19 protein-coding genes and 2 pseudogenes are annotated in these 13,104 nt (G+C 51.6%); 6 read left to right on the forward strand and 15 right to left on the reverse strand.

The window, feature by feature from the left end:
* Positions 1 to 360: 360 nt before the first annotated feature.
* Both ACM6I6_RS18695 and ACM6I6_RS18700 read right to left on the reverse strand, forming a co-directional pair.
* Positions 361 to 1,107: an NADPH-dependent F420 reductase gene (locus ACM6I6_RS18695; protein ID WP_414920469.1), complete on the reverse strand. Its 747-nt coding sequence runs from the start codon at positions 1,105 to 1,107 to the stop codon at positions 361 to 363.
* Positions 1,104 to 1,496 carry a MarR family winged helix-turn-helix transcriptional regulator gene (locus tag ACM6I6_RS18700; protein WP_414920597.1) on the reverse strand — a complete coding sequence of 131 codons (393 nt, stop codon included), beginning with the start codon at positions 1,494 to 1,496 and terminating at the stop codon, positions 1,104 to 1,106. The genes ACM6I6_RS18695 and ACM6I6_RS18700 overlap by 4 nt, the downstream gene beginning before the upstream one ends.
* A gap of 324 nt (positions 1,497 to 1,820) precedes the next feature.
* Here ACM6I6_RS18700 and ACM6I6_RS18705 point away from each other — a divergent pair, with 324 nt between their 5' ends.
* On the forward strand, positions 1,821 to 2,402 hold the full coding sequence (locus tag ACM6I6_RS18705) for an SH3 domain-containing protein (protein WP_414920470.1): 582 nt from the start codon (positions 1,821 to 1,823) through the stop codon (positions 2,400 to 2,402).
* Positions 2,403 to 2,419: 17 nt separating this feature from the next.
* Here ACM6I6_RS18705 and ACM6I6_RS18710 read toward each other — a convergent pair whose 3' ends face one another.
* Positions 2,420 to 2,680, reverse strand: coding sequence for a hypothetical protein (locus ACM6I6_RS18710; protein WP_414920471.1), 261 nt, complete (start codon positions 2,678 to 2,680; stop codon positions 2,420 to 2,422).
* Positions 2,681 to 2,980: 300 nt separating this feature from the next.
* Positions 2,981 to 3,091 carry a hypothetical protein gene (locus ACM6I6_RS18715; protein WP_414920472.1) on the reverse strand — a complete coding sequence of 37 codons (111 nt, stop codon included), beginning with the start codon at positions 3,089 to 3,091 and terminating at the stop codon, positions 2,981 to 2,983.
* Positions 3,092 to 3,198: 107 nt separating this feature from the next.
* Here ACM6I6_RS18715 and ACM6I6_RS18720 point away from each other — a divergent pair.
* Positions 3,199 to 3,375: pseudogene (locus ACM6I6_RS18720) on the forward strand (hypothetical protein); the annotation flags it as partial.
* 81 nt (positions 3,376 to 3,456) lie between these two features.
* Here ACM6I6_RS18720 and ACM6I6_RS18725 read toward each other — a convergent pair.
* The 4 genes from ACM6I6_RS18725 to ACM6I6_RS18740 all read right to left on the reverse strand — a co-directional run bounded on the left by ACM6I6_RS18725 (position 3,457) and on the right by ACM6I6_RS18740 (position 5,380).
* Positions 3,457 to 3,822: a histone-like nucleoid-structuring protein, MvaT/MvaU family gene (locus ACM6I6_RS18725; RefSeq protein ID WP_414920473.1), complete on the reverse strand. Its 366-nt coding sequence runs from the start codon at positions 3,820 to 3,822 to the stop codon at positions 3,457 to 3,459.
* Positions 3,823 to 3,974: 152 nt separating this feature from the next.
* Positions 3,975 to 4,217 (reverse strand): type II toxin-antitoxin system PrlF family antitoxin, encoded by a 243-nt coding sequence (locus ACM6I6_RS18730; RefSeq protein WP_414920474.1) that lies wholly within the window; start codon positions 4,215 to 4,217, stop codon positions 3,975 to 3,977.
* A 236-nt stretch (positions 4,218 to 4,453) separates the two neighbouring features.
* Entirely contained in the window at positions 4,454 to 4,951 is a 498-nt protein-coding gene (locus tag ACM6I6_RS18735) for an exonuclease domain-containing protein (RefSeq protein ID WP_414920475.1), read from the reverse strand.
* Between the two features lie 129 nt (positions 4,952 to 5,080).
* Positions 5,081 to 5,380: a hypothetical protein gene (locus ACM6I6_RS18740; RefSeq protein ID WP_414920476.1), complete on the reverse strand. Its 300-nt coding sequence runs from the start codon at positions 5,378 to 5,380 to the stop codon at positions 5,081 to 5,083.
* A gap of 269 nt (positions 5,381 to 5,649) precedes the next feature.
* On the opposite strand from ACM6I6_RS18740, the gene ACM6I6_RS18745 reads away from it, so the two are divergent.
* Positions 5,650 to 5,913: a hypothetical protein gene (locus ACM6I6_RS18745; protein ID WP_414920477.1), complete on the forward strand. Its 264-nt coding sequence runs from the start codon at positions 5,650 to 5,652 to the stop codon at positions 5,911 to 5,913.
* Between the two features lie 126 nt (positions 5,914 to 6,039).
* On the opposite strand, the gene ACM6I6_RS18750 is transcribed toward ACM6I6_RS18745, so the two are convergent.
* Positions 6,040 to 6,228 (reverse strand): type II toxin-antitoxin system prevent-host-death family antitoxin, encoded by a 189-nt coding sequence (locus ACM6I6_RS18750; RefSeq protein WP_414920478.1) that lies wholly within the window; start codon positions 6,226 to 6,228, stop codon positions 6,040 to 6,042.
* A gap of 14 nt (positions 6,229 to 6,242) precedes the next feature.
* Here ACM6I6_RS18750 and ACM6I6_RS18755 point away from each other — a divergent pair, with 14 nt between their 5' ends.
* A complete protein-coding gene (locus ACM6I6_RS18755) occupies positions 6,243 to 6,653 on the forward strand; it encodes a hypothetical protein (protein ID WP_414920479.1) in 411 nt (136 codons plus the stop codon).
* Positions 6,654 to 6,682: 29 nt separating this feature from the next.
* Here the strand turns inward: ACM6I6_RS18755 and ACM6I6_RS18760 are convergent, their stop codons facing one another.
* The 5 genes and pseudogenes from ACM6I6_RS18760 to ACM6I6_RS18780 form a co-directional block, all read right to left on the reverse strand.
* Positions 6,683 to 7,087, reverse strand: a complete 405-nt coding sequence (locus ACM6I6_RS18760; RefSeq protein WP_414920480.1) for a DUF6957 family protein — start codon at positions 7,085 to 7,087, stop codon at positions 6,683 to 6,685.
* 67 nt (positions 7,088 to 7,154) lie between these two features.
* Positions 7,155 to 7,883, reverse strand: a complete 729-nt coding sequence (locus tag ACM6I6_RS18765; protein WP_414920481.1) for a metallophosphoesterase family protein — start codon at positions 7,881 to 7,883, stop codon at positions 7,155 to 7,157.
* A gap of 17 nt (positions 7,884 to 7,900) precedes the next feature.
* Positions 7,901 to 8,296 (reverse strand): hypothetical protein, encoded by a 396-nt coding sequence (locus ACM6I6_RS18770; protein ID WP_414920482.1) that lies wholly within the window; start codon positions 8,294 to 8,296, stop codon positions 7,901 to 7,903.
* Positions 8,297 to 8,979: 683 nt separating this feature from the next.
* A pseudogene (locus tag ACM6I6_RS18775) lies at positions 8,980 to 9,867 on the reverse strand (DDE-type integrase/transposase/recombinase); the annotation flags it as partial.
* 251 nt (positions 9,868 to 10,118) lie between these two features.
* Entirely contained in the window at positions 10,119 to 10,382 is a 264-nt protein-coding gene (locus ACM6I6_RS18780) for a transposase (RefSeq protein ID WP_154909239.1), read from the reverse strand.
* Between the two features lie 1,857 nt (positions 10,383 to 12,239).
* On the opposite strand from ACM6I6_RS18780, the gene ACM6I6_RS18785 reads away from it, so the two are divergent.
* Positions 12,240 to 12,443 carry a helix-turn-helix domain-containing protein gene (locus tag ACM6I6_RS18785; protein ID WP_154909240.1) on the forward strand — a complete coding sequence of 68 codons (204 nt, stop codon included), beginning with the start codon at positions 12,240 to 12,242 and terminating at the stop codon, positions 12,441 to 12,443.
* A gap of 15 nt (positions 12,444 to 12,458) precedes the next feature.
* Here the strand turns inward: ACM6I6_RS18785 and ACM6I6_RS18790 are convergent, their stop codons facing one another.
* Entirely contained in the window at positions 12,459 to 12,605 is a 147-nt protein-coding gene (locus tag ACM6I6_RS18790) for a hypothetical protein (protein ID WP_414920483.1), read from the reverse strand.
* Positions 12,606 to 12,643: 38 nt separating this feature from the next.
* Here ACM6I6_RS18790 and ACM6I6_RS18795 point away from each other — a divergent pair, with 38 nt between their 5' ends.
* The gene (locus ACM6I6_RS18795; RefSeq protein ID WP_414920484.1) at positions 12,644 to 12,805 is read left to right on the forward strand and encodes a hypothetical protein; all 162 of its coding nucleotides are present in this window, start codon (positions 12,644 to 12,646) and stop codon (positions 12,803 to 12,805) included.
* Positions 12,806 to 13,104 lie beyond the last annotated feature (299 nt).

Here is a 13,104-nt window from a genome sequence, read left to right on the forward strand (position 1 = left end):
TTAAGGGCGGTCGTATTTGGCTTCCGATTACCAATGCCCAGCCAGCGTTTTCCCGCTCGCTCACGGTAAGCGTCTATAAAACGATGATCTTTTTGAGAGAACCGGCATATGCGGCTTATGCCAGCGCGCGTACTGACGGCACTGAAGTTCACCGCCCGCTAACACAATCCCACCGATCTTGGCCAAGGTGACGCATAAAGCCTTCAGCCTCCGACCTTAGCCACAACATCGCAAAGCGTTACGACGAGAAGGAAGGTGGGCATGTTCCGGAACATGAAACGCTGTGATGCACACGTCCGCTGTGGCAAATGTTTCTACCATTACGTAGATCGACATCACAGCGCTTCGCGCAAATGGAACCTACATATTAATAGCCCGTACCAATCGTACGCCCCACTCTGCATCTGGATTGGTCGTTCCATCGCCAAGCCGCTCCTGCATCACTGCGACACCCAGATCTCGACGCTTCGGCAACCTGTCTTTTTCCGCCGCAGCGAGCGCAGCGGCTATCTCGTTTAGTTTGAGATCAGTGCAGTAAGCTGGAGCACCAGGCTGCTGCCGCCACGAGTCCTCAAGTGGCCCCGAATAATAAAAATCAAGGCCCGTATCCTCGACTAAGGTTCTAGCCACTTCACGATCTCTGTCTCTGTCGGCAGCAACCGGCAATGCAATACGGTCTGGATCTCCGGAAGGTTTACCCTTGCTGGCTAACGAAGCAGAACCAATCGCGTTCCAAGCTTTTGCAATCGGGCGACCCAATTGCTCGCCGACCCAGAGGCTTTCCACTTGTCCAGCTTCAATCGCGTCAATATTTCCGTCGCGGAAAGGATAATAGTTGGAGGTATCGATCACCACCGTCTGGCTTGGGACACCTGAAAGTAGCGAAGCGACATCAGGAATACTTGTGAGGGGAACAGACAAAATGACTGCGTCGACATCCGTTACAGCTTCCTGTGCGGTTACTGCTACCGCGCCCGTAGTCAGCAACGCTTTGTCGATCGTCTCTGGGCCACGAGAGTTCGCAACCTTAACGATGTGACCTGCAAGGCTCAATTTGCTAACCAAAGTCTTACCGATATGTCCTGTGCCAAGTATGCCGATTTTCATGGTTCCTCCACTGTTGCGACTGGGTGTTCGATTGCTTGGTGGGCTAGGCCGTCTAGGGTGCGCCGAAGTTCTACTACGTTCTGCTCGTTCAGCTGACATGCAGTCTTGATCTTGCCGGTGATTGCCTGGACTTCAGTCTCCAGTGCTCGCCCTTGAGATGTGAGATCCACGAGGACGCGGCGCTCATCATTGAGATCCCGCTTACGCGTAACAAGCCCCGCTAGTTCGAGACGCTTGAGAAGCGGAGTAATCGTTCCTGTATCCATACTCAGGCGCTCGCCGAGAACACCAACTGGTTGCGGAGCACCATTTAGCAATTCCAGCACTACCAGGTACTGAGGGAACGTAAGGCCTAAGGGCTCAAGAAAAGGCTTGTGTAGCCGCACCATCCGATTTGCCGCGCCATAAAGGGCAAAGGAAAGCTGCTGACCTACGGTATTTTGATTCAATTCTCTAGCTCACTATTATCTAGTTCGCTAGACAATAACCTGTTAGGCGACAGTGATCCACCTTTTTTTGCCCCGGTGAGCCACGCCTGCCCATGGTTGGCGACAGAAAGAGCGTACCTTGGCATTCAACGACTTGGGGGTGGGATACCAATGATTGAGCGGTTGAAACGCCTGCTCAGCGCAATTTAACGGCGAGCGCCTTAAGTTGCCGGTTGGTATTTCGACCAGATAATGGATGCACGTCTAAGCTCACGGTACGCCGCAGTGATCAACTCCGTCGCGAAGGCAACTGACGAACTTTTTTTGGGAGCAATGGATATGCGCAAGAAACCTCAATCTTGGTTTGTCCCGCTTCTAATCCTGGTCGCGCTTCTGTGGGCAATCGGCAAAAAGGACACCACACCATCTCAAGTTCAGCCCGCCGCCCAGAGCGAACCGGATAAATTGATCTCCACACCGGCTCCATCTACTTCGCCAATAGCCCCGCCAGCCGACCAATACGTCAGCACAGACAAGCTCAACATCCGAGATCAACCCGGCGGAAAAATCATTTCCAAGCTTCAGCGCGGAGATAAGGTGCAGGTCTTTGAAAAACGAAACGAGTGGGTACGCGTAAGCATCGATGGCCAGCCAGCTAGGTGGCTGGCCTCTAAAAATCTTTGCAGCGGTGCAGATTGCTACATCGCGCCTGTTCCAAAATCTGCGCGTGCCGCGCCACAACCTGTGCGTAGTCCCGCTCCTGAATACGGCTCATCTTGTGCATGTTCCTCCGGCAGCATATGCATTGGCCCCCGAGGGGGAAGATACTGCATCACTTCAGGAGGGAAGAAACGTTACGGCGTGTGATTACAGGCGAGATTACGCTACGGCTTTGTGGCGTCAACAAGGGTGAGTGGGATCCTTTCAATTGCCCAAACGCGCACCTCTTGACGAGCGGAACTAGGCACAGCGCAAGCCGTCCGACCTGTGAATTCTCGTTCAAGTCGGTCTTCATCAATTCGCCAACCGCGCTGCTCCAACTCCTTCACACGGCACCTGAAGAAGATCTGCAGCGCACCCGATTTCAAAGAAACTTCTTGCTGCCAGGAATCAGGTACTCGCTCTGGCCGCACGTTTTTTAGCACTGCGTGATCCTGCTCAAAAATTCGAATATTGCTGGCAGCGAAACGTCGATCAAGCAGTCGAGATCAAAGGAATGTTCGGCCCATAATCCACCTGGTTTGCGTGCGGTTGGCATCGATTGGGACATGAGCTGAGACAATGTGGATTCTCCACACATTCGGTAATTCGAGTTCCAACGTTGTGCACGGGCATGACAGATGAAAACCTGGAATCGTCTTTACGCTCACAAGCTCAGTTGCAGACTTACGTCGAAATAACCCAGTACGTTTTGGGTGACGCATGATCATCTTCGCGCGCCCACTTCATACATCGCCATCTACTTCAAACGCATCGATTTCATGATGATCAGGGCCGCCGAAGGTAGAGACGTGAACGAATGGCGCGTGCGCAAAGTCGAGCCCGTTTTCAATCACTCGATCCCTACTTGTCTCCCAATCAAAATGCCGGAAACCACACGCATGTTCGCGTCATCTGTCCAGTCAAGCATAGGTAGCGGCGGCCTTTCGTGCTCTGATATATCACCGTGAATCAAGCTGCCTGGAGCCGCATGACTCAGGCCGGTGCACAGATGATGAACGGGTTCTCGGTTGCCTGTTAGCTGCACCGCGACTGGCGCAACGACATTGAAGGCCTGGACAACCTTTTGTCCCAGCGCACCCAAAATTATCGCAACTTGATGAACAGCTACCCGGTTTGACTGCACATCAATCTTAAATCTGATTTGAAACCTAATGCCCGCTTATGCGGGCTTTAGGCTGCTAGAAGTGGGAAATCGAACTCACTTGGTCAGCCAAGACTCCACGGTCGCGGCGCCGTGCTTTGTTTTCCATTCCTTGAGCGTTTTGTGATTGCCACCCTTCGTCTCGACAACTTCACCTGTTTGAGGGTTTTTATAAACCTTCAATTGGCGAGGTTTGCGGCTGCCGGCTTTAGACTCCGCAGCTGGAGAGCGACGGCCTGTTTGTGGATCAAGCAGGTTAATCACGTCCTTCAGGCTGTAGCCGTAATTTGCAAGCAAATCGCGCAGCTTCGTTTCGAATTCTATCTCCCTCTTGAGGCCTGCGTCGCCCTTTAGGGCTTCGAGAGCCTGGAGCTGTTCGGCGAGGTGTTTTTCGAGCTGGCGGAATTCTGCGAGTTTGGACATGTTGAATCTCTACGTAATTAGTCGCCTAACAATACAGCAAATCTGTATATCGAATTAAGGCTCAGCTCTTCCGATTAGTGAAATGTCACTGTCATCACTCTTTGAAAAAAATGGCGATGAGCCCATACAACGAGCCCGGGTGCGGCCCTGATTTACTCGTCTTCCGCTGAGAGCGGTGAATTGAGGTCAACATCTACCTGACCGACTAGCGCAAAAATTCGAGCGACCAGACGCGTATCCACAGGCAGCATTTGCTCTGGATACGTGTCCATGTCAGCCGCGAGAAGCCCGAGAGTTCGGGATACGGATAGATGGCCTTCCATCGGTTCATTCGCTGGCGAGGTCTTCCGAACGTGGTGCGCGGACTTGATGTTGGGGATACGAGGATCATTCATGACTCAACCTTATGCGATTCGACGTTGCAGCAACTGCGGGAGTATCCACCTGTTCTGATGCCGAAGTGTTGCTCCGATTAAAGGGAGCTTTGGATGTGAAAATTATGGCTAAGCAATAATTATGGCTGAGCCATAATTTGAAATAATCCAGCTTTGTCCCTTCGCCACAGATGGTGAAACTCAAATCACCAGCAGGACACCGTTCAAAGCTGAGCGACCAACGTCGCGATGTACCTCTATGGTGACAGAGCAAACCGAGAGGCCAATGCCTTGAAAAGCTCTGCAAGCATCCGCGCGTCTAACAATGCATGGTGCGGCAGATCAGGTAGATCCAGCTCCTCAAGAGCTTCCGCACTTACCTGATTGAAAAGGATCGTGAGGTCGGTTGGTTGATCCATAACGTGGAGTGGCCAGGGTTGATGATCTGCACAAACGAGATCACGGAACAACTGCCAATCCCAATGTGGCGCATCTGAACACACCTCAAGCTGCTCGACGAAGCTCCCTAGAAATCTGCGAAGAGAGGCTTGGGCTTCGCTAAGCGACTGACCACATCGCAGAGGATCAAGCTGTGGTAGAACGTTCTGAATAACGAAATCACTACAGTCTTCGACCAGATAGGTGTCGATCAGCTCAACGTAGAACTCTCGGCCCGACTCTGATACCAGAGCTAGGGATATCAGCTTCGAGTCCCGATTGAGCTGAGTAAATTCGCAATCAAGGAATATCTTCAACGTCCTTTCCTTTTCATCGAGTGCTAGCGTGGCCTGTCGTTGGCGCCCTGCTCGTCCCACTGATAGATTTGCGAGGCAAGTTGGCTGAGTAAGATGAGACGCTGCATTTGTGATTGGACGTGGGGACTTTCAGTCGTCCCCCCAGGGATCGAATTTATCCCCATACCTCGCGTGTAACGCACGATTGCGTTCGATCCGCCTAATCCACGGATCGTAGTCCTCTGGCAATGCGGCGAGCTTAGCGCTAATGATCATTTGCACTGTTTCATCACGCAGTAACCTACTGGTCAGTTCGCGGCATTCGCCACGCGTCACCACACCATAAGCGGTGTGATTGTCTTTAACGTAGAGATCGGTCATTCCTACCCGCATATGGCCATATTTGTGTACGTCATCCGGGTAGATGTCCTCTAGGCTGAGATATCCCATACCAACTCCGGGCTAAGAATGTACTCGCTGAATAGCACTGCCTGTGCGCTCCGCAATGTTCAAAAGTGCCACCGATAGCGTGCACCATCATTGAAGTCGTCCCTTCGCGCCAGCGCCTACAAAAACCAGCCAACAACATGCTAAGCAGGACTACCTATGAGCCAGCCAGCAGCAAGCGGTTAAGTGTGCGCATGATAACCTCGACTCAGACATCACTGTTCTGAGTACCCACCTTGTGCACTGCCACCGTACCCAACGATTTCAACACATTGATCAATGCACCAAAATTTTCGGACGACCCAGTTGGTTGGCGTCAAATGAAGCGCTGGCAGCTCATCGCTGATGAGATCTTCAAAAGCACATCCAGAGAGGCATTGCTGGAAGCTAGGGGCAGAGCCGAAGGCTATATCCACGGTCTTGTGGACGCGGGGCATTTGTCGACGAGAGACACAGACCGCGACTATCTCATTTTGAGTATTGTCCAACGCCGGCGTGAGTTTTTGCAGAAACTGATGAACGAGTACGGTTACTGAGCACAGGCGAGCGGTGACTCCGCCCGATAGCACGAGTGTTACAGGGCAGATGCCGCTAAGGGCGCTCCGCACGGCTAACTCGGAGCGCTGCAGATTTAAATCAGAAGAGGCCTAGCAAGCGATTTCTCAGCGGACTGGCGGAACGCGGGGGCGGAGATCATCCTGGATGACGTTCCACTCCTCAATCGAGACCAGCACAGCGCTCCTTCGCTGCCCATCGATGACAACCGGTTTACGAGTCATGATTACCCTTTCGAGCAACTCATCGAAATTGTTCATGGCTCGAGTTGCCGTCCAGTGTTCTTCCATTGCCATGCAGCCATGTCTCCATGTCCAATGAATTACGCATTCAACCTTGGATCAGATTCGAGCCGTTCACCCGACCGAAGCAATTCGAGAAAACTCCGTCGCCCGCCCCCACGCTGGAAGCTACCAACAAGGTAATTTCCTTCTCGCGTCTCAAGAAGCCAAAAACGCCCTTCTTTCCAGGCCCTCTGAATTTTTTCTGTTCGAATGATGCCGCCATTGGCTGTTCGGTACGCATCGTCTTGCTGAAGGTGATCGAAGGACACGCCAAGACACCTATCATCGATAATCACTGCATCGCTGATAAAGGCCGTAATGGGCACTGTGTATTTTCGGAGACTCGCTTGTACGAGGCGACTCATTTGGAAGTCACTGAGATATTTACTATGAAATTCGACTTCGATGATTTCGGGCATCCGGCCATCTCCAAATGACTCAAGTAGTATTTTGCGCCAGTCATTGCTCAATCCGCTTTCATGGAGAAAGCAGCACCTATGCTGGCATTTTTTCTTAGGCCCGATCCCAGCAGGAGGTATACCGTACTCTTGGTTTCAAACATGCAATTCTCGGTGTATGAGATCCCAAAATTACTGCGTACCCACATGCCCGCCTGAAATCGATTTCGACTATCAAAAACGACTTCATGCGCGAACAGAGTCGCGGGCAGTAGACCGAGCCCGGTGAGCTTTTCTTTCTCATCGGGGTTAACCGTAAGGTCGATCAAATTCCATTGCCGAACAACGCAGAATGCTTTGCCTGGGAATGACTTTGCTGCTAAATAGATCAGGTCTTCCTCAGACCCCAACCAGCCAGCCATCTCCGCGCCTGCGCCGTAAAGTAGCTGCGAGATTTCTTCTAACGTAACCATGTAATTTTCTCGAATTCGTACGCAGCGAAATTCAGTTCGCTAAGGTTCATAACTGAGAGACGGCTCATCAAATCTCGATCAGAAAATCCTGATCGAAACCGGTCTCTTCGGTCGGGTATCCGCGAGGATTCGACACAACTCGGCATCCTTGTTTAACGAAATCCGCAGCGATGTGGGTATGTCCATAGATCCAAAGATCGGTCTTCTCCAAAAGCTCAGGCCAATTGTTTGCGTACGCAGCAATGAGATGTGCAGGGAAATCCCCACTCACGTGTTCCAAAGCGGGTGCATGGTGCGTGACGACAACAGTTTTACCCGCGAAGGGCTTGTCTAATTCGCCAGTTAGCCAGGCGTACGCCGCCTGAGATTTAGCGATCAAGTCATCAGGACGCAAACGTCGGAAACTTACATCGGTTCTGATCACGGTGAAATCATTCATCCAGTCCCAAGCAATACGTTTTGCGGCCACGACATCACCCGTCGATGAGAAATTTGTCCAGGCCGTTGTGACCAAAAACCGGGTTTGATTCAGGATCAGCGTTTCGTTCTCGAGTACGTGCACGTGAGGGGCTGCGGCCTCTTTCATTTTCCGCAACGTGTGATCAATGTGGCCGCCGTAGTACTCATGATTTCCGCAAACGTAAATCACCGGGCAATGGAATGTGTCGTTCGCCCAAGCTACGCCGCGCGATTTGATATCAATGTCTCCAGCGAGAATGACTACGTCCGCGTCGCTTGGGGCGGGCTTGAATCGAGCGAACCCGAGGTGCAGATCTGAATAGATTTGAAGCTTCATTGGAGCCGCCGTTTAGGTCAGTGGTCAGCAAATTCCGGAACTGCTGAAGGCGCAGTTTTTGTATGTTCGTAGATCGTCCGAATGCCGGTGAGTGAACCGGCGTCGAGGCCATCTCGAGCACTGCTATAAACGGCGCCACCCGCGACCTTATGAAGCAACACGCACTCGCCTTTCTGGTCGTAACCGATGACCAAGCTGATTAGCTTCTCCATACGCTCTGAGAGGCCTCCATTGACCCACGGCGAGGTTATGACCTGAACCTCTTCAACAAGGCAAGTTGGGCCTTCTAGCTCCAGTAGGTTGGACAATAAAGAGGCGTCCGTTGGCATAAACCTCTTGGTGAATTGTCTGGCTCCCTCTGTGAACCGAAGGATGACGTGATACCAAGGATCCAATGATTCCCGTTCGATCATTCGCCATGCGGCTCGTCCTGGCCCTGGGAAGCCGGGTCGACCTTCTCTATAATACTCATGAGAAATAAACATTTTTAGATACTCGCCTGTGATTCGCGCATGTGCGCCAAAGAGCAAAGAGCAAAGAGCAAAGAGCAAAGAGCAAAGAGCAAAGAGCAAAGAGCAAAGAGCAAAGAGCAAAGAGCAAAGTCTTAGACTATATCCATGGATTATTGGATGCCGTTCGCCTATTGCCAGGAGACACCGATCGTGGCCGCCTGGTTCTGAGCGTCGGTCAAAGGCGTTGCGAGCTTTTACAGAAATTGCTGTACGAATACAGTTAGCCAATCTCTTCAAATGGGTAATTGCAAGGGTTAGAAACTACGTATCATCCATACGGTTATTGCTTGCCTCTACATGCGTGTGCCGATAATTTCATAGCCCCGTCTTTTCTTGGTGGCTAGCTTAACCGGTTGTTCAGATGTGTCAAACACGAGCCCAAGCCTGCTGATCCGTTCTGGGCAAAAACCTTCAACCTCATGCAAAATCAGCATCGTGTCAATTTATATATATCGTTTTAACTAATTGATTTTAAAGGTTTTTTTACGTAACACCCTAGTTGCTGCGCAAAAAAACAGCATAAACATTTTCGTCTTTTTTTAGAATATTCGGCGTTTTTCTAGAAAGTTGTCGCGTCCACCGTTTCAATACGCGACTTTTACGATCACGGCCAACTTCCTTTCCGGGTTCAGATACACCGTCCCGATCGGGTTCAAGTTATGCGTTTCACCCGACTACCGTTCCCGTCTTCTTTCTCGGGCAAGCCGTAGATCGCGTCCCGACGCGCCAAGATATCTGCGTCTTTCCCGTCGTGGCGCTGGGCCGGAGCTACGAAGCGGATTCGGCTGTGACGATGCACGGTGTTGTGCCAGGTCATAAAATCCCTCACCCAGATACGTGCATCATCCACGCTGGTAAATCCATCGTGCGGCCATTGCGGGTAGTACTTGAGCGTTCTGAACAGGGATTACGAGTACGGGTTGTCATTGCTCACCAGTGGTCGGCTGCGCGTTGGCGTGATGCCCAGGTCATACATTTTAGTCGTCAACGTCACCGATTTCATCGGCGCAGCATTGTCCGAGTGCAACACCATAGGCTGACGCCAGCATTTTTCAATGCATCACGCTTTTGTGTAGTAACGCTGCTTCTTCGCCGCTCTCGGCTTCGCGGACTTCCCAGCCCACGGCCTTGCGGCTGTAGATATCCTCGATCAAATAGAGGTAGTAAAACTTCCCGCGAACCGGCGATGGCAGGTAGGTAGGTAGGTAGGTGATGTTCCATGACCACACCTGATTGGCCAATATCGCTGCGTAAGTGGTTGGCGCCTCATGGCGATGCGGCCGCTTGGCTCGGGAGCGGTGCTGATGACCCGCGGCATGCAAGGCGCGATACAAATTTGCCTCCGAGGCCACATAGCGTCCCTCGTCGGCCAACTGCGGGACGATCTAGCTCGGCGGCAGATGCGCATAGGCTTTGCTGTTGCACAGCGTCACGATGCCTTGTCGCTCAAGCTCACTTAGCGCGTTGCTCGGTACCTGGCCAGTGGAATTTGCCTTGGCTAAACCGTCAGGCAGCAAGCCATATTCCCACGCCGTCATGCACCAGGACTTTCATCCGGTTGTCTCGGAGATTGGCAAAGAACTAAGCACTGTGCGGCTTAGCCGCACCGAACACTCCAACCACCCTGGCCAGCGCGGTTTCGGTGCCGGCGCGCATATCCATGGGCTCAGTAGCGTGCCAGCTCATGGACAAACCGGGCGCATCTTTCAGGATCTGAAGATGGTCACTTCACAGTGAGTTGTTGGTGGCCAAAAGGGATCTCGATGGTGATAGAGACTGATTGGGCTGGGCTACGGACGAGCTTCATCTGAACGAAATTGGGCAGCGTCGGCGCCTGATGATCACCATAAGCAGGTATCCATTTTCGAACCAGAGCAGCGTTGATGCCGTGGCGCAATACTACGCTGGCCATTGATACGGCTGTTTGCAGGCATTCTTGGACGACTTGGGCTTTGAAAGGTTTGGAATAAGAGGTTCTTTGGCGCATGGTGATCCTGACGATATAGGCGGTGGTGTCCACATATTTTAGGTGGACACCATCGCCTATATGGTTGGGATCGGGTAGGTGAGTTCGCCGGTCGCTTACCGAATGCAAGCGGGGCGGTCAAGTCGAATGCAAATAGCTGGTCAAGTCAGTGTAATTACGCAGTGCAGTGCTTTGACCAACGTCTTGCGAGCTTCTTGATTCACCGGCGGCTCCAACCACCAGGATCTGGAATAACGTACTTTTTCGCCGCTATCCCCCACCTCATCACAACCTAGATGACGTGGTGCATGTTTGCCCAAGGTGCTTGTTTTCAGACACCGTGAACCGACGCCAGATCTTCGGAGTGATCCTACTAGGTGCGGGTTCAGGTAAACGGACAGTTCTAGGGCAGCAGAGCCACCGATCCAGCATGCTACAAAAATTTCGCAAGGAAGCGCAGGTGTAATTTCGAGGGGATCGGGTGGCATTGGTAAGAACCTTCCCCTCAAGTGGTGGTGTCAAAACGATACAAACCTAGGTGACTAGCTGTTTACGCGTCAGCCATCAATTAGCCACAAGCGACGTAAACCCCAATCTTTACGGTAATTCTAAAAAGTCAACCAATATATATTTTTGGGTACCCCCTTGAATTCGGTTTTTTAAAACGGAGTGTATAGTTATTGAATTCAAAAACAGCTTTCTCCAAAGCCTTCAATCAATACTCACACCTACAAGCAACGCCCAACTGACCTTTGCCTAGCGCTTCTGAGATTCAACTTACTTACTGGCCAATTGATAATCTGTAGAGGAAACCCCATCAAATGTACCGAGAGCTTTAGGAGGCCGCTTAGCTTGTATTAGTCGTTTATCCGGCCGCAGGACGGCTAGCTTGTCTTTTGAGCCCAAATCAAGTAGCTAATTTTTTTGGGATAACTACGTCCAAAATTTGAGACTCGCCTTGCCGTCAAAATAAAAACAACGAAGCTGGGGTTGAAAAAACCACAGACGAGAAAATTTTGGACGGATTCGACTCCCTCCTTAGAGCGGATCGGCCACTTGGCACGTCAACCAGAAAGCCCTGCCCGGACTCACATCCCGAGGTGACACTATCACCCTCACCCGCATATTTCTGCAGGGCGCTCAAGAGTAGGCTCATGCAGTTTTTTCGTGATAGGCACCGGCTGGCGATGGCTGAGTGCGATTTGATCCCCTACAGGTCTTCGGATTACGCGCTGGCACGACTTCTGATTCCCGGCTTTCCTCACCGCTTGCCCAAGTGTTGCGATGAGTTTTTATACGCCTAGAAGCTCGTAAAGCGTAAGCGTCTGCCCAATACACCTACGTGGTTAGGCAGGCATTTGCGGATCAAGTTGGCGCTCATGTCGTGACTGAGGGCGACCTGGAAACCGTGGCTCCGGGTTGCAGGCACTCCTACACAACCTGGGTCTTGAAGGGCTTGGGATCAGAGCTTCATTGGCGCATGGAAATCCAAGCGAGATGGGCGATCGCGTCGCTAAAAAAATAGAAAGGCACAATCGCCCTAATGCTGGGATTCTGAAGGCGTGTCGCTGGCACCCACAGATGGCGCAAGGTAGGCAATGTCAACCACCTTAGCAACTCCAGCTTTTAATGGCCATTTGTGGCCCCCCCCCCCAAAAAAAATACGCCCCCCCCCCCCCGCCTCAAGCTTAAGTCGAACCTTAACGGTATACTTTCTCTGTACTCATTCCTTGAATTGACGACCTGTCAATAGACAACCCAAATAAATACGACGAACGGTCGTTGACCTCCCCACAGAAAACAATGAGCATGTATTGACACCAGACAGCCTCAGGACGTGCGAAAGGTGAAACCTATTGATTTTAAAGGGTATTTTTTATGCGTTTGCCACAAAATAGCGATTACGTCCCGGCTAAAGAAGCTGCCGCAATTCTCGGCCTCTCTCCTGAGACCCTTCGCTTTTGGCGGTACACAGGCAAGTACAAAGACATGCTGCCACCATTTATGCACATCAGCCGGCAGATCTTTTACAAAAAAGCTGATGTAGAGCGATTTTCCGAAATGAGCATGACCGCCGCCTAACGCCAGCCTGGTGTTTTACTCGCGGAAGAAAATAAGGCGCACCGTCTTTGTTGAGACGGTGCGCCTTTTCTTTTGCGCCACCACCTCTCCCACATCATCACCAAAGATCCACTTGGAAGCTGCTTGGGAGCTGCTCGCTTGCCAATAGAGAGTGGCGATCAATCAGGAGCTTCTGTGGCTGGCGGGAGCTTAGGTGGGCGGTGCGTAGCTTGCTGGAGATTGGACTTTTGAGCGCTGCGGCTCCCAAAAAGCTCCCAAGCGCTGACCTGTATGGACTTGCAAAATATTTTACAGAGAAGAAATCGCTTCAACAGGCTGATTTAATTGAGGTTTTTCTTGATTTTGGTAACGCAGAGGGATGATGGGGGTTGACCCCCGAGGGATTTTAAGTCCCATGCGTCTACCAGTTTCGCCATTCGGGCGGTAGCGCGGTGAAGCAGAGGGGGGAATATATACATCCCGTCCGGGTGAAGCAAGTTTGCGACGGTGTTTTTTGGCGATTGGATCGAGCCGATTGCGTAAAAAAAAGCTTCTTAAATCATGGGTCTACGGAGCTTTTTTACAGTGCTGGGCAAGATCGATGGTGACCCCGCGCCCAGCACATCGCAAGAACCGGAATATCACTTTATATTTCAATAGCTTACCAGCATAACCCAGGCAC

Origin of the sequence: Pseudomonas sp. IT-P218 (assembly GCF_949767605.1) — a bacterium.
In the GTDB taxonomy this organism is placed as follows: Bacteria; Pseudomonadota; Gammaproteobacteria; order Pseudomonadales; family Pseudomonadaceae; genus Aquipseudomonas; species Aquipseudomonas putida_AE.